Source organism: Paenibacillus guangzhouensis, from assembly GCF_009363075.1.
GTDB classification, from domain to species: Bacteria; Bacillota; Bacilli; order Paenibacillales; family Paenibacillaceae; genus Paenibacillus_K; species Paenibacillus_K guangzhouensis.
In genome coordinates this window covers 1,694,417-1,720,192 of the sequence record NZ_CP045293.1, presented here as the reverse complement: position 1 = coordinate 1,720,192, position 25,776 = coordinate 1,694,417, and the positions used below count along the sequence as shown (strand labels likewise).

The following is a 25,776-nucleotide window of genomic DNA, read 5'->3' as shown; positions in this document are numbered from 1 at the left end:
TCCCTCCCGGGGCTTATTTGGGAAATCCGTATAATCGCCAAGGTTTCTTCCCTCCAAATAAATTGCACATGCCAGATTCAGCCGGTATCGGTGCAATTTTTCCGGGCTGTCTGCCGTCTGCTGCGTAGATAACCGCTTCCTCACCTGGTACCAGCGATATTTCGATGGACTGGTCCTCATGCAACTTGTAGTCCAGACTTTTCCCTTGCGATTCAATCATAAATCCCTGTTCTAAGCCAGTGAGATCGGTACGTATGCGGCAGGGCTCACCCACTAGACTACGAATCCGAATGAACTCCGTCCGTCCGGCGCTGTAGACGGCGCTTACAAGAAATCCGCCTTCAGCGCGCAGATTGTGAATAACGGCATCCTGCCACTCGCCTGGAACGGCGGGAAATACCCGGATCAGGTCTCCCCAGCTCTGGAGCAGCATATCATGAATCGCCTCCGCGCCAGCTAGAGGCGTCTCAATGACGGGTCCCGCTTCTTTATACATCGTATTCGGTGTCATGAAGTGCATCAGGGTGCGCAGATAGCCGAGCGCCTCATCGCCAAGGCCCAGCGATGCCGCTATCGAAGCCGCTCCGGTGAAGCTGAATCCGCGAAGATCACCTTCCATGGCGATCCAATGTCTGAGTGTACGGATCGCTACTGTCCGTTCTTCCTCTGAATGACCGGCAATGTGCAGCGGAAATACGGCTAGCTGATGGCTGAAATGCCTATGGCCGAACTCGAGGCCGAGATCCTTCCCGATTCTGTAGCCTGTGGTCGGATCAACCGGAAGCGGCGTCAGACGGGCAAGAACTTCATTCCATCGCGCCTGAAGCGAGTCCTTAATCTTGAGCCTCTCCGATGCCTGCAGCAACGTTTCGCAACCCCAGCGCAATAGCGAAAGATCGTAATGGGAATCGCGGGTAGTGAGTTGTTTGAAGGAGCCATATTCAGGCGATACCATGTGAGGCAGATGAAGCCTGCCGTCTTGCCCTTCCTCCAATAGATGCAAATACAAGCAAATGCTGCGCCGAAGGAGCGGATATAAGAAGTCACGAAGCAGCTCCTCATCCATCGCATATCGATAATGTCTCCAGCAGTTGTGCAGGAGCCACGTCAAATTTCCAATTTCATCATCGACCGGACTGTTCAGATCATAGCTGCTGCTCCGCCCGAGGCCGGCCGAATCACTGCGTAACGGTTCAGGAACGTTATGTATCAATTGTTTCTCATTTTGCCGGAGCGAAGAAATAAGAGATTGTCCTAGTTCTAGCCGATTCGAGGTATACATTGGCGAATAGCTCATCTGGACGTTCATATTAAACCAAAGTCCCGGCCACGGCGTTGACGTCATCCACGGGCCTTGATTATCTATGGGCAGCTGATCTTTTCTCGTTGCGGAAGCCAGCTTATACATCTGAATCCAGTAAAAGCTCTCGAGCTGCATATCCGGAATCGAGATGAAGCTTGCGGGATAATAATCATGCCACCACTGACGATGAGAAGCAATCCATGAAGTTAACCCGGACTCTGTGAGATTGATCTCTTCAAGCACCTGGGCGGCCTTTTCACGATCCGAATCGGAAACTCCTTTCATCACGGTCAGTAGGCACTTACGTCGGTATTCGGCGCCATGCTCGCCATCTTCCCCATTCTCCCTGTTCATTTCGACATCATGGAACTTCCATGCCGTTGTGCAGCCTTCGTCTCCGCCGTAGTATTGAACACCGTAGTAAATTCCTTGCTCTTCGTTCCTCTCTACGGCAGTGTCGGGAATATATTGATTCAAATTTATCCCATCCGCATTTTTCAAGATCGGGCTCAGTTCAGGATAGGCGTACCAATTCATTATCGCCCCTTGTTCTCCTTCATCGGTGTCAAGTTCAATGAACAAAATAGGTGATATGGCATGAACCAAAGCCCGTAACCTTACTTCTCCCTTCGTTGTTGGGATAAACGCCCGCATTTCTGCATTCCACAAGTCAATCCGAATCTCGCAAGGCTGATAGATCCATCCTTCCATTTCTAATACCAGCTCTCCGATAGGCACCCGTACGGGAAAGTTATTGGGGCCACCTGTGCGCGAAGCTGTCACGTCCGTACGTCCGAGCACAAATCTGAGCACATGACGTTGATCACGGTGTTCTTCGCTATATATCATGGCTCCAAGAAGCCCATTTCCGATAAAAGCTCCTTCGCTCCAGCTAATCGGCTTGGTCTTCCACAGCATGTCATGCCGCGATAGAAATGATGGCCAATGGATATCTGTCCGGAAACACATTGTTTTGCCTCCTTTAATGGGATGATACGTGTTTGCAATGATGACCCCTCAATTTCCTACATTCTATTCACTAGATATGTATTCGCTTTCATAAAACTCAATTCGTAGCACCAAAAATGTATGATAAGATATAATTTACCTTTATATGTCATTCTCTGTTGTGGATAATATCGTAGCATAAAACCTGGCGATAATAATAGAGAAATCGATCCGTTTTACGCAAAAATAAAGGGCGTTTAACCCAAGAAAAATTGCACACAATATATTAAAAGTAGCGGACATCCACCTAACTACTTTCAATAGCCCCAAAAAACTAAAAAGCAGATGGAGTTAAACTGTGCGTTTATCTCCATCTGCTTTTACTTTTTAGTGACGTATTAGTCAGCCCCTAAAGAAAGGCTATTATTTATAATTATGTATCATGCTAATGGGGTATTTCAGAACTATACAGGTCAAAAGAGGTCGGGGATTAATTTGCTTCTTTAAAACTGTTGATCAAATTCGTATATTCATCTTTATATCCGTCCCAATTGCTCTTAAGCGTCCAAGCCATCAATTGACCGTAATGTGTAGGTGTTTCGATAACGGTGACTATATAAGCAACATTTACATTGTCTGCAGTACCTTCAAGCGTATATTGTAGCGCCTTATTCCCATTAATCGTAACTTCTTTTACATCTCCTTGCTTTGGAGTGTCTAATGAAGAAACGAATGGTTCGGTAACTATATCATAATACTTTTGTAGTGAAGAATCGGTGAAATCCTCTTTTGGTTCGAGTAGAGCCATGAAATATTTTTCTTTTTGAGGATTATAGATTTGAAGGTCGCTATCTGGATGTAGCTGGCCGTCCGCATCTTTCCAACTATTAGAGGCACTTACCTGAAACTTGTTGTCACCACTCTTAAAAACTGTTAAGGTGTCTTTCCCACCACATGCTGCAAGGATCGCAACCATAGAAATAACTAATACAAATGTTAATATCTTTTTCATTGTTAATTGAGTCTCTCCCTTTGATGTATTATGCAAATTCAACTGCTGCTAGTACCTAAATATTCCCACCTCGAATAACCTCGCATTTGAAAATTCCCCCAAAAAAGTATAATACAGTATTTGTCACTCAATTACCAGCTTTTTTTTGATAAATATTTACAAAAGGCGCCAAAATTCGCATGCAACAGGGGGCGGTCCTTGATTGTAGCGCAATATGTCATGCCCTATATATGTTATCTCTGCTCAAACCTCATTTGTCTGTTAACGACTTCCCTTTTCTGATTGTCTGTCTTTGGCTTTATCGTTACGGAAATCAGCTTCCCTGTCTTTCCTTCGATCGTGACACCTGCCTCTACGACAAACATCCGGCCATCCGCATCCCTCTCTACCGCTCCATATTTTCTGAGATCTCCTTTCACCTCAACTCTTCGGCCCAATCTCCATTCATCTATATTTTCAAATTTATAGCGCTGGATGTCTATAAATGATGGCGCAGCATTGATACGTGGCGAACAAGGCAGCCAGACTCACCGCCCCGACGCATGATGCGATCGCCATCGCACTCATCTTGAAATTCGATATCAAGTCGAACAAGGCCATAATAATGCCTCCCCATAAAAATATGCCTGCGACTGTCACGAAGCGGGAATCGGATCAAGTTCTTGTCATCGCAAAATGACAAGAACATATATCGTTACAACAAAAAAAGCCGCAACTACGCGACTTTTAAGCATATATGTTCAATTAATTTCCTTATTATGTCAAACTAATGAAACCTAAACTTAGGCATCTCGTTTACGGTAAAATACAATTGCTACTGTAATAAAGATCAGTGTCCATAACATTAAAATACCTGTCCCTTCCATTGGTGTAAGGACATTTATTTCATCAGGTGAAGGCGGTATATACATATAATATCCTGCCGTATCCGGAAAATACTTTTTAAACCTAGATAGAAAATCTCTCGACAATGGACTGACAACGAAATAATAACCAAGCAGTACCACTAAAGCAGGAGTGGTTCGTCTTAAAATAGCACCTATAGCCGCGCTGAGAAGTGTGGTTAATATTAGATAGCCTGTTGCACCTAATAATGCTTCTATCATTTTGTCTATTTCAAACCCTACTGCTGTGTCTCTCATCCTAATAAAAGTATAAAGTACACCTGATGCAGCAATAATAACAGCCGCTGGAATTGTTATTAACGCCAATGCCAAATGCTTCGTGGATAATTGAAATCCACGCCAAGGTATCGTAATTAAAGTAGTTCGAATCTGTCCACCAGTATACTCCGAACAAGTAGCTAGGATACCAAGAATAATGAATCCTGCTTGAAGATATCTCATAGAAGCAAGTCCTATATTCAGCATACTTTGCGTTCCTACTGCCCCTTGTAGACCAACAGCAGTAAAAGCTGCGGCTAAAACTAAATTAAGAATGAATGTACCAATTAGAGTGAGCCATATCCATGGTAATGTTACTAATTTGTCCAGTTCAGCACCAAGGATTTGTGTTATCTTTCTACCAGAAGAGACACTCATGCTGCAACGTCCCTCCTATGGAATACAATAGCTGCAATAATGAAAAAAACAGCTACCCAAGCAAACATGACTAAACCGCCTGTGAACGGGGTGTGAAATCTATCGAAAAAACTGCCTGTGGACGGCGTGTGAAATGTGTCACTCGTAAACATAAACATTTCTAGTCCAGCCCGATCTGGTAAGTAGAACGCCAACCTTGAAATCTTAGAAAGCAGGACACTAAATGATACAACGGATGAATTTATGATGAGTACAGCAAGCGGGATGATGCCATTCTTCGTTAGCAAAGTAATCCCAAATGCTAAAAGAGCGGTGAATGTCCAGTAACAAACTGCACCGATCAGTCTAGACCATTCAAATGCAGGTGCATATTCACCAAGTATAAAATGCGTTGTTGGCACAATTGTCATCATAGCAACAATACAAAGCAGTATGCTGATCAACGTCACAGCGCATGCTTTTGCCAGCAAAAAATGAAGTCGTGATGAAACAACCGTTAAACTTGTTGTAATCTGTTGTCCTCCACCCGACTCGCTGCTCTCTGTCAAATACTCACTGCTAACAGCAAGCACACCAAGGATGATGACACCTTGTACACCAAAACCTAACCCAATATAACCAACTTCTGATAACCGTGTGCTAATTCCAGCTATTATCTCCTCTTTTTGTGCTATACTGTCCAAGGCAGCAACGACCGCTGGGGCAAATGCTCCAATAAGAAAGGCAAGCCAAATGCTCGGCAGGGAGAACAATTTAGATAATTCTGCGTTGAATGCTCTCATAGAACATCACCTGCATGTTCAGATGTCAGGGCAAAAAAGGCTTCCTCCAGCGTAGAATGGTTACCTATTATTTCTTCCAATGTTCCATCTGCAACGATTTTTCCATGATTAATAATCACCACATCATCAACAGTCTCTGCAAGTTCTCCCATGAGATGACTGGATAGCAACACCGTGTTACCAGACGCAGCACGTTCACGTAGAAATGTCCGAATCCAGCGAATTCCTTGTGGGTCGAGCCCGTTGACGGGTTCATCTAAGACCAATATTTCGGGATCACCAAGAAGTGCAGCTGCCATTCCAAGTCTTCTCCCCATACCAAGGGAATAACTCCCAACCCTTTTCCCAGCTGCATTCGTAAGTCCTACGATTTCCAGAACTTCCTCGACACGTGAACGAGGCAATCCTGCGGCACGAGCAATCCAACGCAAATGTGCCCGTCCTGTTCGCATACGATGGGCTCCAAATCCATCAAGTGCGGCGCCTACTGTTGTTAGAGGATTATGTAATTCTGCGAATGGCTTGCCATGAATTAGTGCACTCCCTGAGGTGGCACGATCTAATCCAAGGAGGATGCGAAGTGTAGAACTTTTACCTGCCCCATTGGGACCTAAAAAACCAGTTACTCTGCCTGGTCTAGCTTTAAAACTGATACCTGATAGGATTACCCCAGTTCCGCGATGTTTCACCAACTTATTAATTGTAAGCAACCATAACACTCCCTTTCTGTTATGGTTCTCATTATAAAGAAGCAAAGTTACATCTCGGTTATCATGCTGTTTACTTCTGGGTTAACTTTAAGTTACGCTCTACCAATAGCTACTTTTGTGCCATTTTCATTTGATGTAAAGTCAGCCTTCAGCTTCATTTTTTTCAACATATAATTTGAAGTCGATAAACCAATCCCCGCCCCACGCTCATAGGAAGAGTTATCCATACCTGGACCTCTGTCTGCAACAATGATCTGTTCTTTTTCTACATCAACCACAATGTTTGCATATTTCCCCTCTGCTGCATGGCGAATAATATTCTGAAATAAATTATCCAGAACCCGTGTCATCCATGTAGGATCTGCTTCCCAATAAAATGTTTCGTCTGCCGGTAAATCAACATCGAGCTGGATTTCTTTTTCCTCAAATACAGGATACCACGCAGCAACAGATGCCCTTACTAAACGCCCAATATCTGTTGAAACGGGCCCAAAAGGATGTTTTCCTGAGGTAAGCAATGTATAGGTAAGTAAATCATCCATTAGATCTCCGACTCTTGTAATCGTATGGTTGATCTCTGTTAACGAGTTTTGTCCTTCTAAACTCATGGATTCTTTATTTAATTTGGTGACATGTCCTCTCAAAATGGTAAGTGGCGTTCGTAAGTCGTGAGATAAATTCGCAATGAGTCGATGTCGTAACATTTCCTCTTCATATGCTCGTTTACGACTGTCTTCAAGCTGCTGAATCATCGAATTAAAAGAACTTCCTAACTGGTCTATCTCATCCATACGATCCGCTTGAACAGATATGGGTTTCGGAAATGAGTTATTTTTAGCAGAAGATGACATGACTTCCTGTAAGCGGGCGAGACGTTTTTGAAGTTTCAAGAAGAACAGCCAAGATAATATAACAAATGCGACAATAATAAAACCAAACAATAGCACGGTAACGTAAAATAGATTTGCCGTATGTAGATCTTTTTCATGGGTATCAGAAACCCCAACAAACGCACTGAAGAAAATAAGTACAATGGGAGGAAGAAAGATAAATAGAAAATGTACTTTTAGAAAACGACGAAATAATGATCTATTCTGCTTCATCGTTTCACCCGGTAGCCGATTCCCTTCAACGTTTCAATTATCTCTGGGGAATCGGGATGACGTTCCAGCTTTTGACGCAGTCGATGGATATGTACCATTATGGTTTTATCACCAGTGATATAAGTTTCTTGCCAAATTGCTTCATAGATTTGTTCTTTTGGTATAACTTGATTGGGGTGGCGTAAGAAGTACATTAAAATTTGATGTTGTTTCCCAGTCAATATTATTTCTTCCCCTGTGCGTTTGTCATATACCATTTGGACTTCCGTATCTACTTCAATATGATCTCCTAATGAAATGCGTACGGAATGTGTTCCACCTCTTCGACGGATTAATACTTCTAATCTTGCAACCAATTCATCCGTATGGAATGGTTTCGTTAAATAGTCATCAGCAAATTGTAAACCATCTACCTTGTCATCTATCGATGTTCGAGCAGATAACAGCAAAATAGGAACAGCAGGAGCTGCTTTCTTTAATCGTTTTCCCACTGTAAATCCGTCTAAACCGGGTAACATGATATCCAAAATAACTACTTCATGCTGATTTACTTCTCTTTCGGCTCCTTCACCAGAAAGCAGCCACCGAACCGAATATCCTCGCTGTTCCAATTCTTCTTTTAGCAGACTGCCTATTTTCTCATTATCTTCAATATATAATACGTTTCTTTTCAAGTAACATCCCTCTTTCTAAATTGAGTTCACTATTAGACAGATTAACACAATCTAAAAAAAGGTTTCCATTGATGGTTATAATTCTTTAAAAACATGGTTTCTGCTTCACCCAGTGCTAAATCATTTAACTTCTAGTGAAACTGAGCGATTGTTGTAATTCATTGCTGGTTCCAACATGTGAATCATCACTTAAATAAAACCTCCCATAAGAGCTTTGAATCTCTTATGGAAGGTTATAAACTCGATGAACTATATTCTAACGTCTCTCATTCACGTGATCATGATTATGGCAAGCTTGGTACGATGATGACACTTAATTTTTGAATAGAATATCGCCCACCTGTGTGGAAATGTTGAGCGTTGCACTTTCGGATTGAGCCTTACCAACATATCCATGGAGTTCTTTGGAAACAACCGTTGTGGTATTTGCTGCCTTTTCAAGAGTAACCTGATTATCGATAGTTCCTATTTTTGTTGATAGATTTACATATAGAGGTGCTGGTTGATCAGGTAGAGCGAATTCGACGCTACCAACGTTAGTAAATATGTTACTGCTTTCCACACCAATGACATCCGTTACAGTAATGTCGCCGGTATTGCTGCTCACATTTAAGTCTTGGACCGACAATTCTGACTCAACGGATATGTTTCCAATTTTATTATCTATCTTAAGGGATTTGAATTCTTTATACGGAAGACGAATCGTTAAAGAAGGCAATGGCCCCGTATTTATGATTTTTTGTTTATTTTCAAGTATAATCTGTAATGTTCCATCTTGGATCGACGTAGTCATGTTGGTATCCATTCCTTGTGAATTGCCCTTGGATAATTCCAATTCTGCTTGATCGAGTTGTTTGTCGCCTATGACTGTAACGATAGCAGCGCTACTTTGAATTTTTAGGGAATGAATGTTAGTTACATCTATTTGAGAAATATCCCCTTTTACTGCATTCGAGTCATTTCTAATCTCCGACGTTTCTGAATTTGCATTTGTGTTTGTCGATATAGAAGAGTTTTGCTGGAACAAACTTGGTGTTCTAGTGACGGAGGATTCTTTTGTACATCCGGCGAGTCCGATACTGGCAGCGGCCAGGAGAATCATAGCTAACTTCATATTGTTTTTCAAACGTTTATCTTCCTTTCTTCTGCAATAGATGTGTTGATTAACTAGTTATGGGGAAAAATCATTGACATTCGAGACGACTTCCTGCTCTTGAAAAGCCTTGGTCAATCGAATCGTTCGTACTTATGCTCCATATTCTTTTCTCCTCTCGCTCTCTCATAACTATATCTTACAGGACGTAATCTTCTTTTTTCTTACTTTACTCTTACGAATTTCTTAAGCTGACTCTGTGTGCGATGATACTCATGAAAACTTTTTTCAATTGAACAGTAGTAATCGATTCAACTACCCTGCCCGTGTGTTCAATAAAATGAGCAGACTGCGGTAGTCTGCTCAGTAATGTATAGTATTCACCTATCGTGTCCCGTCAGCGCGACTTCGCGAGTTTCGTGCCGCGAATTGATGCCGTAGCGTATACGACAAGCGCTGTCCAGATGAGCGTGAAGCCGATGAGAAGAACCGGCGAGACCGATTCCTTGAACACGAATACGCTCAGTAACAGCATGATCGTCGGCCCGATGTATTGTACGAAACCTAGCGTGGACAGCGCCATCCGGGCGGCCGCTCGCGCAAAGAAAAGCAACGGTAGCGCTGTTACCACGCCGGAAAGAAGCAGTTCGGCGAACGTGGATACAGGTAGCGTCCATGCCGTTGTCTTTCCTACGGTAGCCAAATAGATCCAGTAGCCGAGCGCAACGGGCAGGACTACACCCGTCTCCGACAGTAAGCCGACAGAAGCGTCTTGTCCGATCTTTTTCTTCGCGAGGCCGTACAAGCCAAACGTCGCGGCCAGTGAGATTGAGATCCATGGGAACCGTCCGTAGTCGATGGCGATGATGAGCACCGCGGCACCAGCTATGGCAATCGCGAGCCATTGGCCACGGTTTGGTTTCTCACGAAGGAAGACAACCGCAAGCAGCACATTAAGCAACGGGTTCAAATAATAACCGAGACTTGTCTCGACGACATGGTCGTTGTTGACCGCCCAGATGAAGATGAGCCAATTAGCAGCGATCAGCAGTCCGCTAGCGGTGAGCGACAGTAGGAGCGAGCGGCTGGCCGCAATCCGCTTCATGTCACCCCAGCGACGCTGGACGGTGACGAGAATACCCATAAAAACGAACGACCAGACAACCCGATGTGACAGAATCTCGCCTGCCGGCACATCGTTAAACAACTTCCAATAAAGTGGGAGAACCCCCCACATGATATACGCGATAATAGCATTAACCAACCCGTTATTCATAACCACTTTCCCTCTTCTCACTCTGATGTCTTAACGGATTATACGCCTCGATCATCGGTTAAGTAAAGTGGTTCATAATATGTTACGGTATTGTATCACTTAATATAGGAAGAATGGTATCTCATGAATTTTGCTTCTGTACGCATAACGCAATATCACCTTAAACTTCCAACCAATAGCGAAACTCGGCTGCCGATCCATGCCTGCAAAATGAATTTTTAATAGGAGGACTCGGTCCCCAACTAATTTTACCTTGCACCTCCATATAATGAACGAATGAATGCAAAAAAGCCCTCTCTCACCAAAGTAAGAGAGGTGCTACCCTATCCGTTTAGTTACCTATTCTCTAGCAACGCTTACCTTATTTGCTCTGCGGCTTCATGTATTTATCCAAAAACTTGATCATTGTATTGAAGAAATCGACCAAGTTCTCTTCGTTAGTGAAGCCATGTCCTTCATTATCCTTGACCATATACTCCACTTGTACGCCGCGTTTTTTGAGTGCTTCGACAATTTGGTCGGATTCTGCTTTGTTCACCCGCGGATCATTCGCCCCTTGAGCCACGAATAATGGCGTTACGATCTTATCGACGTGGAACATCGGCGAAATTTGCTTCAACATTTCTTTGTCCTTTTCGGCATCGCCGACACGTTCGTTTAAGAGATTTCTCATAGTCTCCCAATACGGTGGGATCGTTCCTAAGAACGAGAACATATTCGATATACCTACATAATCAACAGCAGCAGCATACAATTCCGGCGTTTTCGTAATGCCCGTCAAGGCTGAGAATCCGCCAAACGATTGGCCATAAATACCAACTCGTTTCGGATCCGCAATCCCTTGCTGAATCGCCCACTTCACACCGTCAGTAATATCATCTTGAATTTTCAATCCCCATTGTTTATTTCCTGCATCCATAAAGGACTTCCCATACCCCATGGATGCACGAAAATTCACTTGAAGTACGGCATACCCGCGGTTTGCGAGCAATTGTGCTTCCGGGTTGAAGCCCCACATATCACGTGTCCACGGCCCACCATGCGGATTAACGATCATCGACAGGTTTTGAGGCTTTTTATTTTTCGGTAATGTTAAGTAGCCGTGAATCGTTAATCCGTCTCTGCTCTTGTAAGAGATCGGATACATATCAGCCATCTGATCTGGCTTAAGCCACGGACTCATATTACCTAATAATGTTAACGCACCGGATACGCTATCGTACAAATAATACATCCCGTAAGTCTTGTCATTCGAAACACTAACGATTAGCTTCGTCATATCCTCGTTATAATCGGTTAGCCCGATTTCACTTTCACTGACGCCAAGCTTCTGCTGCAGCTTGCGGTACATTACCTCGAATTTATCATCGAAAAACGCCAAATGCGTTTTATCTGTCACATAAATAGCCGCCAGCATTTTATCTTGATTTTTGTCGTAAAATGCTCCAGTCACGTCAACTTCCGGATGATGATACAGAACTTCTTCCTTACCCTTTAAGTTCAGCTTGACGAGCGCCGTCTTGTCCCGACCGTTATTAGAGACCGCATAGATCGATTTACCGTCTGCCGAGAAACCAAGCGGATTTATCGTATCCCCAAAATTTAACGCAACCAGTGGTTTGAACGTTTCTTCCTCCGTATCGCGGTACAACAATGTACTTACGACACCGTCGCTTTCAGTAGCGAGTCGAATCTTCCCTTGGCGATCAGCTACCCATGCCATAATGTTCCCTGGGTTTTTGGCGATCAACTTCGTTTCCCCTGTCTTTACATTCAATTTATATACATCAAAGATGGTAGCATCTTCTTTATTCATGGAGATCAGAATTTCGTCTTTCACACCAGATAATTCGCTCACGAGTTGAACATTGACCTTATCGTAAGGCGTCAAATCCACTTCCTTATTGCCATTAAAAGTGGACGAATATACATGGAAATTCTCGTCTCCTCCCTTATCTTTGCGATATAGAATGTTATCGCCTTTCCAGAAGAAGCCGGCGATATCGCGATCTTTTGAGCTTGTCACACGAACAGGTTCGCTTTTCTCACCGATTTTCTCTACAAACACATTAGAACGCTTCTCCCAAGTACCCGCATAAGAAAGATACTTGCCATCAGGAGAAAGCTCATACCCCAAGCTGCCCGGACTCCGCATGAAGTCTTCCACGGAAATTAGTGACACACCTCTGTCGTCCATCGTTGATAGCATTTTATTTCTGTAATTTTTAAGCACAACAGCCGCTTGAGCTACTGTCACTGACTGATCTTCGTGTAAGCTTCCATCTGCATTCCCTTGCATGAGCCCAAGTGCCTTTGCGCTTGTCGCATATTCGGCCAAGCTCGTTTCTCCCTGTTCCTTGCCGAGTGCTCGCACCATCATGCGTGCCATCTCGCCGCGTTTGATTGGAGCGTCAACGGAAGCGAATTCTCCTTCCTTCAACCACCCTTTTTCGGAAGCAACCTTCATCGGATCGATGCCATGTTGATATGTAAGCGATACTACCGCATAGCGGATAAAATCTTTGACAGAAATCTCTTGATTTTGTTGTACCCCTTTGTCAACAACTCCCTTCGATACGAGTGTCTGTACTCCATCTTGATACCATGGTGCTGCTTGTTTCGCTCCATCCTGTGCCATGACTGACACGGGAACAGATACGGCCATAATAGCCGCAATCGCTGTGGAGACTAGTCTTTTTCTTGCATTCATGATTTTAAGTTTCCCCTCTCTGCTAGCACGTTACCCTGATTTTTTAGGGAATGAATGTTATTTACATCTATTTGAGACGTAAAAATATCAAATATACTCTACCAAGTTAATGAATATCGTTTTGATCACTTTTGCGAATTGCCATGCATCCAACCGCTATCCCAATCGCGGCTAGAACAATCGTAGATTTTGCCTTTCTTCATATTCATATTGACATTCGAACGGCTTCCTGTCCTTGATAAGCCTTGGTCAATCGAATGGTTCGTACGATATGCTCCATACTCTTACCTCCTCTCGCTCTCTCATAACGATATCTTATAGGACGTAATGTTCTTTTTTCTTACATAACTCTTACGAATTTCTTAAGCTGACTCTTTGTGCGATAATGCTCATGAATAACTTTTTTCAATTGAACGGAAAACACCGTTAACTCATAAGGTTTGCTGCGGAGGTGAATGGGCCCGCCCATACTCTCCACCCACCAACCGCTTCGTAATGGTAAGATCCAGTCCTTCCCACTATTCTTCTCAAGATGATTTTTTGTTGACAATGGAAACAAAAAAAATTATTATAATATTGTTTCCTAAGTATACAATATTGAGGTGCGTCATGATTGTCGATGAAGAATTAAGCCGAATTTTCAATCGCGTTTCGGAAAGACATAACTTAATCAAAACGATGGAAGAAAAAAAGTATAAGTTCATGCGTGAGAATACATTTATGGAAGTTCACTGCATCGATCTTATCGAGAAAATGCAGGACCCCAACGTGTCCAAATTGGCGAGATCTTTTCAAGTCACCAGAGGCGCGATTAGCAAGGTGACAAAACGATTGATCGAAATGGGGGCTATTGAACGCTACCAAAGGCCTGAGAATAAAAAGGAGATTTACTTCAGGCTCACAGACATCGGCAGAGATATATATAAGGAACACGAAATGATGCATGAAACAAGAATAGAAAGAGACAGCAGTTTTTTTAGTCCGTTAAGCGAAGTGGAGAAAGATCAAATGATTCAGATGTTACACAAAATTTACGGCCAAATCACCGAAGAGCTTAAAAAAATGAGTTTGGACAATTACATCTGATGAAAGGCGGTTGAAATTAATAGTGGAACGTAATCAAACAGAGTCTTCACTGCTAAGGATATGTAGAATGGCTTTCTCCCTTCTTGCCTTGGCAATGTTCATCTGTATCGTCGTGCAAGTTTATCTGGCTGGGATGGCGCTGTTCGGCAATCCGGAAGCATGGAATTGGCACCGAACATTCGTTCATATGTTTGAATACATTTCGGTAATCCTATTTTTTCTTGGAATCTTCGGGAAGCTTTCCCGGTGGATGATCTGGGGTAGTCTCGGTTTGTTCCTCCTTTTCAACATTCAATACTATACGGCGCATGGAATCGCCGGCGCCCTTCATCCTGTTCTTGCGCTTGTCTTGTTTTGGGGATCTCTTGCATTGGTGCGAAGTTCATATCCATTTTTGAAACGTAGATGACTTAAATACGGGAGGGATCGTGTATGGTAAGTTCGGGATTCGTAAAAACCGAAGGAGACGAACTCTATTACGAAATCCGGGGCGAGGGTGAACCGCTCCTTATGATTCCGGGTGGGAGTGGAGATGCCGGATTTTACACGTACGTAGCTGATATTCTCGCCGACGAATATCAGGTAATCACATACGACCGTCGCGGTAATTCACGAAGTACTCGGAACGAACCACAAAATTTCGAGGTTAGCCAACAGGCAAGAGATGCGTTTGCGGTGTTGGAAGCAGTCGGTCATCCGTCGGCTTATGTCTTCGGAAATAGTGGAGGTGCCATCTTCGCGCTGGAAATGGCGGCAAGGTATCCGCAAGCGGTCAAAGCGATGGTGGTTCACGAACCACCCGTCGTAAGGCTGCTTCCAGATTCCGAGAAATGGCAAAGATTTTTTGCAAACGTATATCGGACCTCTTTCCGATTCGGTGTTCAAGCAGCCAGTTTCAGATTCAATTTATCCCTGTCCATTCCGTTCAGCGTTTTTAAGACGGTTCCGAAAGATTTTCAACAGCGGGTTATGGAAGCGAACAATGAAAACTTCTTAATCCGGAATGAGATGATCCCTAGTGTGAATTATATACCCGCTATCGAGAAGATTAGGCAAAACGGGGTGAGAATGGTCGCGGCCGCAGGCAAGATGACGTTGGATAAAAGGAAATATTACGGACGGACCGTCCCCATCCTAGCGGAGAAACTTGGCTGCGAAATGGTGACTTTCCCGGGTCATCACATTTCCTTTTTCGATATGCCACGGGAATGGGCGGCCAGTTTGCGGGATACCCTTCATCAGCTATAAGGAAAACACGAGTAGATTCCTGAATAGAACTCAATTTTTCGCTGTTACTTGTCATTCAGTTCACCGTATTGTATCTAAACACAAAGTACAATTTGACCACAAAATATACTTCAGTATCTAAAAGACAAAGCCACTCCTAACGAAGGAGTGCTTTATCTTTATCAGAAACTCTCATTTATAACAGAGGTTTTAATACTTCAAGACAATGGGTTACACCAATAACGATTGAATTAAACTCCCAAAATATCGGTGTATAAAATAAAAACTCCATCGATTTTATCCGATGCGCATTTACGCAACCGTGATGAAGTAGCAAAGCTTGATCTCCTCATGCATGCCAAAGGTTAACTAGTGACGCGATCGGTTGTTTACAGTTCGCGATATTGGATAGTATGATTAGTGATATTGCACATGATAAGCCATTGATTGCGCAGCTACCAACTTAGCAATGGGGAGAAGTCAAAGATGCCGAAGATTCAAATTGAAGGAAGAGGCTCCTATGAAGTTGCAGAAGGTACGAAACTTGTGCTTGCCCTGGAGGATTACGGGGTAGACATATTGCACCGCTGCGGCGGCAACGCCAAATGCACGACGTGCCGGGTCGAAGTGGTGGATGGAGACGCCGGTCCGGTTGGTGAAGCGGAAGCTGCTCTTCTGCAGGCCAAAGGCATTGCGGAATCGAATATCCGCTTATCGTGCCAGATTCGAGTACATAACGATCTTACTGTAACACCGGTGATGACGGTATCATCATCCGGCCTGGAGCCAGGCAATCGGCCGCAAGACTAACCGATCGCGAACGGCTTCCGGGCTCATAACCACGCTGAGGCATCTCGCATGAGGTGCTCAGCGTGGTTTTTTAATGGATAGCCTTGGCCAGTTCACCGAACCAGCTAAGCCTTATGCGAACATGTCGCGAACCTCGTCGTACAGCGAACGCAGCGGTCCCCCTTCTAGTCGCGCCAAATCCGGCGATACGCTTCCCATATCGGATAAAGACAGCAATCGATAGTTTAACGTCTCCAGTGTTTGGAAAGTTGCGTTAACTACCCGATAGTTTAATGCTCCAACCTTTTCTGTAAAAACTGTTCATCGTCTTTAACATAGTTACAACTTTCATACGTTTTGATTGCAGCGGTATTTCTTCTACCTGTCAATACCTTCATCCTTCTTACTCCACGTGCTCTAAGGTATTCTTCCAGACAAGAAATAATTGCAATTGCAATTCCCTTTCTTCGAGCGGCTTCTTCCACATAAAGTTCGGTAATTTCTCCGTGTGGCTCTTCATAACAAAAGGAATAATAACTTTGAGCACAGCCAAAACCAACGATTTTGCCACTAGTCTCTGCCACGGCGATCAATTCGTTATGATTTATATTCAGGCGTTCAATTATCTTAGCGGGAGGTCTTTTTTCACCTCCGTTAAACTCTTGATTTAATCTCGAAAGTTCTTCTGCATCGGTTAAAGATGCCAGCCTTACACATACATCTGAATATATTTTAATCACCTCATCACTCGGAATATAGTAATATATTCTACCACATATATCCAGATAATTGTTGGAGATAACTGCTCGTTAGCGCAACAAATGGCTGCCACATTGATGGCAGCCATTCTATTCAATCCCGATCTATTTAGCAAACGCGATTTCCGTCATCGATTTGTGTGAAGTAATATAAATGTTCCCATAAGATTTTATCGATCCTTGATTCACCCTTATAATACCATAAATAGAAATTTAAATATAGACTTGAAATCAGTTCCATCAGCCCTATAATAATGATTGCGGCCGCAGGATTGCAATTTGGAGGCGATTGATAGAATGATTCGAACAGATGATGTATATGAGAGAATCGATCGATACTTAAATATCCAGACCCAGAATGGATATTTTATGGGATCAGTGCTCATATCATACCAAAATCAAGTTATTTTAAACAAAGGATACGGATTTGCGAATTACGAGCACCAGATACTGAACAGCCCTGTGACGAAACATCGCATTGGGTCGATCAGCAAACAATTTACCGCAGCTGCTGTATTGCTGCTTCAAGAAGAAGGAAGGCTGCGGACTAGTGACTCAGTTAGTCGCTATATTGAACAATTTCCAAACGGTGATGCAATAACAATCGACCACTTGTTAGCTCATACCGCAGGCGTTTATAATCGTTGGCCTCCGTTTCAGTCAATGCGATTGCATTCGGAACTCTCAGAATTAGTAAAACATATAGGAGCCCAGCCTCTTGTACATAGACTTGACGAGCAATTTCATTATTCAAACCCGGGTTATATGTTGCTGGCCTATATTGTAGAGCGGGTTTCTAACATCCCGTTTGACCTCTTTTTGGATAAACGTCTGTTTCAACCGCTGCAAATGCTCGACACCGGTCACGATGACCATCAAAAGATACTGACTCATCGCTCTTCGGGGTATATTTATAACCGAGATTTGCTGCATGCCGACTTTTCTGACATTTCAAAGGCAGTTGGCAGCGGAAGCCTATACTCTACAGTAGAGGACTTACACAAATGGTCGCTGGCTCTTATTGAAGGACGTGTACTGAACGAAGAATCGCTACAATACATGCTAGCTCCTTCAAGGCATCATTACAGCTGCGGATTGTTTTTTCACGAGGTTGATGTTAGCGGCAAGATCCGTTTGCGTATTGGTCATCTAGGAAGAACGGAAGGCTTTATTGGTGCTGTAGAACGGTTTGCTGATGATGAGACAATGATTATCGTGCTGAGTAATTATGAATATGCTCCCATCGAATATTTACGCAAGGACATAACCGAATTGATATACGGCGGTACACCCTTTTTGCCTGGAGAGTTCACCCCTCTCCCTTATTGCAAGATCATTATGCAACGGTTGTCTGGACAGTATGAAATTGAGAACAGTAAACTGTATAAGGGCTTTCAAATTATCGAGCTTAATGGATAAATGTATTATTCGGACGAACCATTCATTAATTTTGAGCTGTTAACGGTTGAACTAGAGCAATCGTACGGGGTTTTCCGCTGGAACCGCATTGAAGGAAAAATAACAGTATATTGGAATGAACTTAATGAGGTCGAAAGAGTGGAAATTCGCTCACAAGGACAATTGATGCTCGCCAAAAAAATAGGAGCATTGGATAACATCACAGATATTACTTCCCGATGAGTACTTCGCGGGGACAACATCTCTCTGATATGGTTATAGATTGGTTTTCTATTTCGCCATACTGCCCGTTTTCGCAACACGGCTGCCGATCTATACCGGCAGCCGCGATTTAGTTATTTATTAAGTTATTGTGTCCCGTTAGTTTAATCAGTTTAAGTATTTATGTATATTTGTTTACTTTAAAAGAAGCGATTCAATATCTAACTCTATCTCATTTGGTTCCGTCGTAGTTTCGTATCTACCGTATACATCACCGTTTCGATCGATCAAAAACTTTGTGAAATTCCACTTGATCCCGTTACCAGAGTATAAGTCCGGATACTTATCCTGTAAAAAATTATGCATCCATAGACCGCCCGAGGTCTGAGTATCGAAACCTTGAAATGGTGCTAGCTGAGTTAGATATTGAAATACAGGATGAGCAGTAGGTCCCCTAACCCCCAATTTCTCAAATAGCGGAAACGATACTCCATAGTTACTCTTACAATATTCCTGTACATCGAAGTTACTCCCTGGCTCTTTCTCGTTAAATTGATTACATGGAAAACCGAGTATTTCAAAGCCCTGCTCATGATGACTTTCGTAAAGCAATTGAAGTCCTGCGAATTGGCGAGAATATCCACACCTACTGGCAGTGTTGACAATAAGGAGGACTTTCCCCCGGAATATTGATAATTCAACAAGCTCACCGTTAATTGAGTTAACCTGAAAATCATAAATAGACATTAGACCACTCCTCCTCAAACTATGCTATTTTTAATAAATACATATTATAGCCACTAACAGTTATAGGTCTAATATATAATAATTATAAACTTTATAGGAAAATCAAATATATGAGTAATACTTGATCACCAATTACAAAGGGATGCCCTCCTTAACTATCCTGCCCGTTAGTTCAACGCTGCTGATTGAGTCCAATCTTTTTCAACCTAACTCACTCAAATATTGTTCATACAATACTTAATAAGGTGATTTTTTTGTCGCTAGCGCAGTATTAAGGGATTTTCACGTCTAAAAATAAACGACAAGAACATCTATACAAATTAAAAAGAACCTTGATTTATCAAGGTTCTTAATCGGGATTATATGTCGTTGTACTCAATTCGCCTGTTCCGCTGCTGCTGTCACGTTATGATCTACCGATGGGGTACCCAACTACAACTTTTTTGCCCACTTTGTCATAAATAAAGTTCCCTCCTAGGTTCTCAGACAAGAAACGCAACGGCACAAAGATACGACCATCTTTTAAGGTTACTTGCGCATCCAGTTTCACTTTCTTTCCGTTAATAGTTGCTTCCTGCGCCCCGACACTTATCTGTATGCTCACTTGGTTGACCTTGTTAATAATATTGACTGTCTTTGACATGTAATCGAAGGTATAAATAAACTGAGTTGGATCATCAAATGCACGCAATGGTACTAGTGTGCGGCCCTTCACCACTAGTACATTTTCCTGTTGTTCCCCATTCACATAAACGTTAAGCGGTGTTACCGGCACTGCGGCGAATAACAGTATGTGCGCAGCTACAATAACCGTCATTATAAATGCGGAAATAAGAAACAATTTTCTCACTATAATTCCTCGATTCATATCTAATCTTCATACAACCAAGTCGGATTCATAATTAAAAAATGAATACTCCTAAACAATAAATTTTTATGCCACTGCGGTACACAACGATAATGGATGAAGCAAACCTGCAGGGGGATAAGAATAGACAAAATTTTCGCGGCTGAGAGTTACATCTAAATAGACGAGTATTGTGTTCTGAGGCCAATCCTTATAATTCCATTACCATTATCCTGCCCGTTAGCGCAATGCAACGATGTGTCGTTCATGATCTTCAACGCAAGCGACTAGCATTGCCGGAGGGCTTGTTCGATGCAACCGAGATACGCAAAGTGATCAAACTCTAGGAAGACGACTGGTTGGATGATGAAGAACTGTTAACCCGTCTGCTCACGCATGCATCCTCTCTGCTATCTAGCCTCGCCTTGCCGGTAGGAGAATTAGCCTATTTGCTGTCTATAATAGGTTGGCTGCAAACAGGCTTTTTGATTCCGCTTATATGATGATATGTCTTCGTTCAATGCCAGCCACTGCACCGCCAACCCGAACTTGGTTGATATCACCGCTCTCGCTCAGGCGCAATCCTGCCTTGATTTCAGAAGGACAATCCATCGAATACCCTTGCCTGAACATGACATGCTCCACTTCCCACAAAGATCGTTGGCCATGTTGGTACAAATAGCTGAGCAGGGCACCGTTGGATGTTCCTGTCGCGCTCTCCTCGGGAATATCGTACAACGGCGCAAAATTCCGGCATTCCGCAGCTGCACCGTCTGGAGTATCCAACGTGAACAAATGATATCCAATCACATCATATTTTTCACTGATGGCGGTTATGGCGTCAAAATTTGGCTGAACCTCATCTAAGAGCTTCCTGCTGCGGATCGGGATCAAGATGTCCCGCAGACCCGTCGAAACAATCTGGATGGGCAACCCGGTTTCCAGAGCCTCAGGATCCATCCCCAAAGATGGGGCGATTTCCTCACAGGATATCCTTTCAAGAAATTGTGGTAAAGCCTGTGATAAATAAACTAGACCCTCGGAGCTAATATCCACATCCAAAATTCCTGCCTTGGTTTCTATCGTATAGGAGGTTCCTGCTTTAGCCAAGCCCAGCGAATGCATTAGTCCAAAAGCAGCAATCGTGGCGTGCCCGCACAGATCAACTTCGCTGGCGGGGGTGAAATAGCGGATTTTGTAATTCGCTAGCATGGATTTCTCCACAAAGGCCGTCTCCGAATAGCCCAATTCCTTCGCTATGAGCTGCATTTCAGCAGCATCCAGCGAAACGCCAACCTCCAAGACAACGCCTGCTGGATTACCGCCACGCTCACCTTTCGCAAACGCATTTAACGTATACACTTCCACATTCATGTTCCGCTCGTCCCCTCCTTATCTTCAAAAAACAATATGCGTTACCGCACGTATCAGCTTTGTTGATACGACACAGCCGTCATTCTGTATGCTCGTAGGCGTGTAGACTCCTTCCATCCCTCTCATCTATAATTTGTGTTATATAATTCAAGTCTTTCAATTCTTTTACTTCTTTTGAAAACTTCGAGCGACTAATTCCTAAGTATTCGCTCAATTCAGACGGCGAGCATATATTGCCCTGCCTCAACACATTTAAAATATCAAATTGTAACCAAGTAATTTCATTTTAATTTACACGATTCCGCTCTGCAACTAATTCACACTGTTAATTCATTATTGCTTTTTGAAGTTTGTTCAACTTTTCGCACCCGGCTATCTTTTGCTATATCGATTCCCACAATTAGGTGAGTGGTGGAAATTCGTTCGATCCGTTGATTTTGAGCTTCTGATTGTTTATACTTCATAAAAGGAGCGCCTCCTTGATGGTGTTGGGTTTAACCCGTTGTCAGACCCATCATACCGAAGCGCTCCTTTTTTTAAAAGTCCATTTCTTAGGAATAACAGGAATGTTTAGCTTAATAAATTTTACATTTCCGGGGATCACGGGACTGTATAGAAGTTCTTGTCTTTAGCACACGACAAGACTTCTATACAAAAAATAAAAAAACCGCAGTTAATGCGGCTTTCGTTCTATATATGTTCTTGGTCCGACAGTAATTTTCCCTCCTTTTATATTCGCAATTGAATACGATTGAGAATCAAAATTATCTCTACAGCTTGGAATTTATCAATATTAAAGGCATATTACATTATCAATTGTTTACTCTGTATCTGTACTGCTTTCTTCTACTTTCTTCAGACGGTTATTCATATCACCATGTGAGATAGGTTCACCACTCAACTCTTCCATCAGGTGTGAAAGAACAGTAATATCATTTTTGTTTGCTTTCCGAATGACATGTGTCATATGTATACACCTCACTTTTGTTTTATATAATGAAACCAATTATCACTACGCGGAACAATAACAATGTACCACATATGACCAATATATTCCATATATTATTCCACTAAACTGCCCGTTAGCGTAATGATTACAGCTAATTATCTGATAAAATCATCTACTCTAACTGTTGTAGGATTTAAGTGAAGAATGTTAGCACGGCTAACGGAATAATTTCTTGTCCTCTTACAATTACAAACAAAAGGAGCCTCACTGGCTCCTTTTGTTCTACGAACATTAAAAAATCCCCAATTTGGGGATTATAATAATTTAAACGGACTTCAATACCTTGATTATAAATGTTCAATATTGCAGTTGCTCTCTATCCTTTCAACTAGTTATTCTTCTGCTTTGCAACTTGCATACCGCCGATGATAAGCATGATAATCCCAATCACTGCTAGAATAATCCGAACTAAGAATGGACTCAATGAAAACACAGTTTCACCTTGCCAGTGCAATCCGAACAACCTTTCATTCAGCCCCACAATCGCCAATAATGGCTTAAGAAACAAACTCAGCGCTAATAATATTATCCCCCAAATAATATTGCTATTCATTGATTCAAAACCTCTTCTCCAATTAAGGTAAATAAAGATTAGTTCACAATAAAACGATCTAGCATTGCCTTAGTCTGCGGTGGAATCCATCCATTGGGGATGTTTGAATACTTCCTTTTATGACTCATTCGTTATTTCGCTGCCATTCATCTATAATAAGCCCATATATTACTCTATCAAGATTCTGGTTATGCAGCTGCTCATAATTCCTAATAACCCCTTCTTGAGTAAATCCCAGACGTTCAGGAATTGAACGACTCTTGATGTTTTGGGTTGCTGCTCCGATCTCAACGCATGATCAACGAATGCTTTACATGCATTTGTCATAAGACCGATACCTTCAAATTCTGAGCCTAACCAGTATCCTATTTCTGTACGCCCCGCATCACAGAAAACCTATGGATCCAGCAATTTGTCCCATATACCATATCCCAGCCCAGTATTCATAATTATTCGCAAATCGATGTAAATTATTTAAGTCTGCATTCTTTGGAGTTCTGAAAACCTGTTGAATCTTGACTTTGATTAGCGATTATTCAACGGCCTTTCTTGTCTTTATCATCTCATTCCATTCACTTAGATAAATTGCATATCCCAAATTGTGAGGTTCGTCTGGTAACCATGCAATAAATTCCAATTCATTTCCATCAGGATCATTAAAATAAATAGCTGCCGCTGGCATCCATGCATGTACAATTGGTTCAATTGGCTCTTTTCCAAAGGCTTTTACGGGTTCAATCCCCCTTTCTTTCAGCCAATCAATTGATTTCTTTAATAAATCTAAATCAGTCCCAAAAGCAAAATGCCTTTTACTTACTTCATTGCCATCCGGGACTTCCCAGAGACCAAGTAATTGACGTTCCTTTCCAATATAAAAAAATGCAATCCTTCTATCTTCAATTAATAAAGATAGCTCAAGCCCTAACTTGTTATAGAATTCAATTGAAGTATTCAAATTTTTGACTTGTAGATGAGTCTCATACAAATTCTTAATCATGATTGCTTCTACTCCTTAACGTAAAGTTAGACAGGATAAAATGAATTTAGCTCTTGCCCCGATCGCATATAACGTCTTATTCACGTACTACGTAAATAATTCCGTATGCAGGGTATTCGATCGACGGTCCTTATTCTCCTTCTGAGAACAGCATACCCAAGGTAACACTGAAGATTATGATGACTTGCTTTGTCTTGTATCGAATGTTTTTTCTTCATCAATTGGGACAATTTGCTTGCTTGTATTGTTTTTCTCCGATCGGTTGATTTGCCCTAGCTCGGTAGACTTTCCATATTCGTCGATCGTCCCATAGTATGTATATTCGGACTTTTGGATGAAATAGACGGCTTCCCCTAGCTTGGCTGGTTTGTTCCCTTTCTCGCGGAGCTCTTTTTCCATTTGAGGGCTATCTCCTTGCCATATTAATTCTGCAATTCCATCTGCATTAATCTCTACATAATTCACTAGCCCTTTATATTCTTTATAATACCGAAGAGCTTCTCCCTTAGGAAAAGTGTATTTGATCGAAAATCCTTCGCCTTGTGGTTGAAGGGCATTCTTTCCGTATATGACAGGAAGGCTAATGGCAATTTTTCGTGCTTCAGTTAAGTCTCCATCCATCAATCTTTTGAATCGTTCTTGCTCCGATGGGGTACGAACGACAACTTTTTTGCCCTCTTTGTCATAACTAACGCTCCCTCCTAGGCGCTCAGACAAGAACCGCAACGGCACAAAGATACGACCATCTTTTAAGGTTACTTGCGCATCCAGTTTCACTTTCTTTCCGTTAACAATTGCTTCCTGCGCCCCGTCACTTAACTGAATGCACACTAGGTTGACCTTGTTCGTAATATCTACTGTCTTGGACATATCATCAAAGGTATAAATAAGCCGAGTTGGATCATCAAATGCACTCAATGGCACAAGTGTGTGACCCTGCGACATGATTACATTCCCCTCTTGTTGCCCATTCATATAAACGTTAAATGGTGTTGCTGGCACTGCGTCGAATATTAGTATGTGCGCTGCTACAAGAACCGACACGATAAATGCGGAAATAAGTAACAGTTTTCTCACGATAATTCCTCCATTTGAATCTAATCTTCATACATGAAATGAACTTTCAAACAAAATAAAAAGCCGCGATTCGCGGCGAATACTAAGATAATATTCTTGTCACCTACCAATTTTTTCGAGAGTTGTACCCGTATTGTGTAATATAAGGATATTTTAGCTGAAAGATTTGCATTCGTTAATCATTTATACTGTCGGCAGCTTTTCATTATTTGGATATTGGATCATTCTTATACATTAAGAGATTTTTTTATCGATGAACAGATAATTCCATTCATTTATTACAAGTATAGGGGTTTTAGTTATAATTTTTCAACTGTTTGTCATTGGCTTGGTATAGTCGGTCGAATTCGGTGGAGTTTTCGTTTAACATTCTCAGCCAAATCGGGTAATGGACTATGAGCAAGTCCTTGCTTGCGAGCCGTATCTCTGTAACCTGATAATATTGCTCAATATCACAATTCTTATTGACCACATACCTGCCCGTTACATCAATGAAAAAGGCAGTCGATCGTTTGACCGGCTGCCTCTTTATCTCGTTTT

29 protein-coding genes are annotated in these 25,776 nt (G+C 42.4%); 5 read left to right on the top strand and 24 right to left on the bottom strand.

The genetic code is table 11. The features are described from left to right. Positions 1–13 precede the first annotated feature (13 nt). The 13 genes from GCU39_RS07720 to GCU39_RS31405 form a co-directional block, all read right to left on the bottom strand. Positions 14–2,272: a glycosyl hydrolase family 95 catalytic domain-containing protein gene (locus GCU39_RS07720; RefSeq protein WP_152392980.1), complete on the bottom strand. Its 2,259-nt coding sequence runs from the start codon at positions 2,270–2,272 to the stop codon at positions 14–16. A 469-nt stretch (positions 2,273–2,741) separates the two neighbouring features. After that, a complete protein-coding gene (locus GCU39_RS07715; RefSeq protein WP_152392979.1) occupies positions 2,742–3,263 on the bottom strand; it encodes an LptM family lipoprotein in 522 nt (173 codons plus the stop codon). Positions 3,264–3,496: 233 nt separating this feature from the next. Beyond that, positions 3,497–3,682 (bottom strand): hypothetical protein, encoded by a 186-nt coding sequence (locus tag GCU39_RS31415; protein ID WP_193726814.1) that lies wholly within the window; start codon positions 3,680–3,682, stop codon positions 3,497–3,499. A 43-nt stretch (positions 3,683–3,725) separates the two neighbouring features. Next, a complete protein-coding gene (locus GCU39_RS31410) occupies positions 3,726–3,863 on the bottom strand; it encodes a hypothetical protein (protein ID WP_193727018.1) in 138 nt (45 codons plus the stop codon). A 182-nt stretch (positions 3,864–4,045) separates the two neighbouring features. Beyond that, positions 4,046–4,804, bottom strand: a complete 759-nt coding sequence (locus GCU39_RS07710; protein ID WP_152392978.1) for an ABC transporter permease — start codon at positions 4,802–4,804, stop codon at positions 4,046–4,048. Continuing rightward, positions 4,801–5,586, bottom strand: coding sequence for an ABC transporter permease (locus tag GCU39_RS07705; RefSeq protein ID WP_152392977.1), 786 nt, complete (start codon positions 5,584–5,586; stop codon positions 4,801–4,803). Before GCU39_RS07705 ends, GCU39_RS07710 begins: the two co-directional genes overlap by 4 nt. Then, entirely contained in the window at positions 5,583–6,275 is a 693-nt protein-coding gene (locus GCU39_RS07700) for an ABC transporter ATP-binding protein (RefSeq protein WP_227793607.1), read from the bottom strand. Before GCU39_RS07700 ends, GCU39_RS07705 begins: the two co-directional genes overlap by 4 nt. A 113-nt stretch (positions 6,276–6,388) precedes the next feature. Continuing rightward, the gene (locus tag GCU39_RS07695) at positions 6,389–7,399 is read right to left on the bottom strand and encodes a HAMP domain-containing sensor histidine kinase (RefSeq protein ID WP_152392975.1); all 1,011 of its coding nucleotides are present in this window, start codon (positions 7,397–7,399) and stop codon (positions 6,389–6,391) included. Continuing rightward, complete coding sequence (locus GCU39_RS07690; RefSeq protein ID WP_152392974.1) at positions 7,396–8,073, bottom strand: response regulator transcription factor; 678 nt, start codon at positions 8,071–8,073, stop codon at positions 7,396–7,398. The genes GCU39_RS07695 and GCU39_RS07690 overlap by 4 nt, the downstream gene beginning before the upstream one ends. 313 nt (positions 8,074–8,386) lie before the next feature. Beyond that, positions 8,387–9,199 (bottom strand): DUF4097 family beta strand repeat-containing protein, encoded by an 813-nt coding sequence (locus tag GCU39_RS07685; RefSeq protein ID WP_152392973.1) that lies wholly within the window; start codon positions 9,197–9,199, stop codon positions 8,387–8,389. Between the two features lie 364 nt (positions 9,200–9,563). Continuing rightward, positions 9,564–10,442, bottom strand: coding sequence for an EamA family transporter RarD (gene rarD, locus GCU39_RS07680; protein WP_152392972.1), 879 nt, complete (start codon positions 10,440–10,442; stop codon positions 9,564–9,566). 361 nt (positions 10,443–10,803) lie between these two features. Next, positions 10,804–13,152, bottom strand: a complete 2,349-nt coding sequence (locus GCU39_RS07675) for a S9 family peptidase (protein WP_152392971.1) — start codon at positions 13,150–13,152, stop codon at positions 10,804–10,806. A 340-nt stretch (positions 13,153–13,492) separates the two neighbouring features. Then, positions 13,493–13,702 carry a hypothetical protein gene (locus tag GCU39_RS31405; protein WP_193727017.1) on the bottom strand — a complete coding sequence of 70 codons (210 nt, stop codon included), beginning with the start codon at positions 13,700–13,702 and terminating at the stop codon, positions 13,493–13,495. A gap of 59 nt (positions 13,703–13,761) precedes the next feature. Between GCU39_RS31405 and GCU39_RS07665 the strand changes: the two genes are divergently transcribed. The 4 genes from GCU39_RS07665 to GCU39_RS07650 all read left to right on the top strand — a co-directional run bounded on the left by GCU39_RS07665 (position 13,762) and on the right by GCU39_RS07650 (position 16,275). Then, a complete protein-coding gene (locus GCU39_RS07665; RefSeq protein WP_152392970.1) occupies positions 13,762–14,238 on the top strand; it encodes a MarR family transcriptional regulator in 477 nt (158 codons plus the stop codon). Between the two features lie 67 nt (positions 14,239–14,305). Then, a complete protein-coding gene (locus GCU39_RS07660) occupies positions 14,306–14,647 on the top strand; it encodes a DUF6220 domain-containing protein (protein WP_152392969.1) in 342 nt (113 codons plus the stop codon). A 23-nt stretch (positions 14,648–14,670) separates the two neighbouring features. Then, a complete protein-coding gene (locus tag GCU39_RS07655) occupies positions 14,671–15,486 on the top strand; it encodes an alpha/beta hydrolase (protein ID WP_152392968.1) in 816 nt (271 codons plus the stop codon). A 465-nt stretch (positions 15,487–15,951) separates the two neighbouring features. Beyond that, positions 15,952–16,275 carry a 2Fe-2S iron-sulfur cluster-binding protein gene (locus tag GCU39_RS07650; protein ID WP_152392967.1) on the top strand — a complete coding sequence of 108 codons (324 nt, stop codon included), beginning with the start codon at positions 15,952–15,954 and terminating at the stop codon, positions 16,273–16,275. Between the two features lie 269 nt (positions 16,276–16,544). Here GCU39_RS07650 and GCU39_RS07645 read toward each other — a convergent pair whose 3' ends face one another. Beyond that, positions 16,545–16,994: a GNAT family N-acetyltransferase gene (locus tag GCU39_RS07645; protein ID WP_227793480.1), complete on the bottom strand. Its 450-nt coding sequence runs from the start codon at positions 16,992–16,994 to the stop codon at positions 16,545–16,547. 315 nt (positions 16,995–17,309) lie between these two features. Here GCU39_RS07645 and GCU39_RS07640 point away from each other — a divergent pair, with 315 nt between their 5' ends. Further along, positions 17,310–18,431 carry a serine hydrolase domain-containing protein gene (locus tag GCU39_RS07640; protein WP_152392966.1) on the top strand — a complete coding sequence of 374 codons (1,122 nt, stop codon included), beginning with the start codon at positions 17,310–17,312 and terminating at the stop codon, positions 18,429–18,431. 396 nt (positions 18,432–18,827) lie between these two features. Here the strand turns inward: GCU39_RS07640 and GCU39_RS07635 are convergent, their stop codons facing one another. From GCU39_RS07635 to GCU39_RS07595, 10 genes are all read right to left on the bottom strand, one after another. Beyond that, complete coding sequence (locus GCU39_RS07635) at positions 18,828–19,379, bottom strand: glutathione peroxidase (protein ID WP_152392965.1); 552 nt, start codon at positions 19,377–19,379, stop codon at positions 18,828–18,830. Positions 19,380–19,785: 406 nt separating this feature from the next. Beyond that, complete coding sequence (locus tag GCU39_RS07630) at positions 19,786–20,196, bottom strand: copper amine oxidase N-terminal domain-containing protein (RefSeq protein ID WP_193726813.1); 411 nt, start codon at positions 20,194–20,196, stop codon at positions 19,786–19,788. Positions 20,197–20,721: 525 nt separating this feature from the next. Next, positions 20,722–21,600: a PhzF family phenazine biosynthesis protein gene (locus GCU39_RS07625; protein WP_152392963.1), complete on the bottom strand. Its 879-nt coding sequence runs from the start codon at positions 21,598–21,600 to the stop codon at positions 20,722–20,724. Positions 21,601–21,679: 79 nt separating this feature from the next. After that, positions 21,680–21,850, bottom strand: coding sequence for a MarR family transcriptional regulator (locus GCU39_RS32470; RefSeq protein ID WP_193726812.1), 171 nt, complete (start codon positions 21,848–21,850; stop codon positions 21,680–21,682). A gap of 67 nt (positions 21,851–21,917) precedes the next feature. Continuing rightward, positions 21,918–22,064 (bottom strand): hypothetical protein, encoded by a 147-nt coding sequence (locus GCU39_RS31400; protein WP_193726811.1) that lies wholly within the window; start codon positions 22,062–22,064, stop codon positions 21,918–21,920. Positions 22,065–22,420: 356 nt separating this feature from the next. Beyond that, the gene (locus tag GCU39_RS07615; RefSeq protein ID WP_193726810.1) at positions 22,421–22,567 is read right to left on the bottom strand and encodes a hypothetical protein; all 147 of its coding nucleotides are present in this window, start codon (positions 22,565–22,567) and stop codon (positions 22,421–22,423) included. A 370-nt stretch (positions 22,568–22,937) separates the two neighbouring features. Continuing rightward, positions 22,938–23,162 carry a hypothetical protein gene (locus GCU39_RS07610; RefSeq protein WP_152392962.1) on the bottom strand — a complete coding sequence of 75 codons (225 nt, stop codon included), beginning with the start codon at positions 23,160–23,162 and terminating at the stop codon, positions 22,938–22,940. Positions 23,163–23,330: 168 nt separating this feature from the next. Further along, on the bottom strand, positions 23,331–23,498 hold the full coding sequence (locus GCU39_RS07605; protein ID WP_321575643.1) for a hypothetical protein: 168 nt from the start codon (positions 23,496–23,498) through the stop codon (positions 23,331–23,333). Positions 23,499–23,694: 196 nt separating this feature from the next. Then, positions 23,695–24,159 (bottom strand): VOC family protein, encoded by a 465-nt coding sequence (locus tag GCU39_RS07600; RefSeq protein WP_152392961.1) that lies wholly within the window; start codon positions 24,157–24,159, stop codon positions 23,695–23,697. Between the two features lie 174 nt (positions 24,160–24,333). Then, positions 24,334–25,203 (bottom strand): copper amine oxidase N-terminal domain-containing protein, encoded by an 870-nt coding sequence (locus tag GCU39_RS07595; protein ID WP_152392960.1) that lies wholly within the window; start codon positions 25,201–25,203, stop codon positions 24,334–24,336. Between the last annotated feature and the right edge of the window lie 573 nt (positions 25,204–25,776).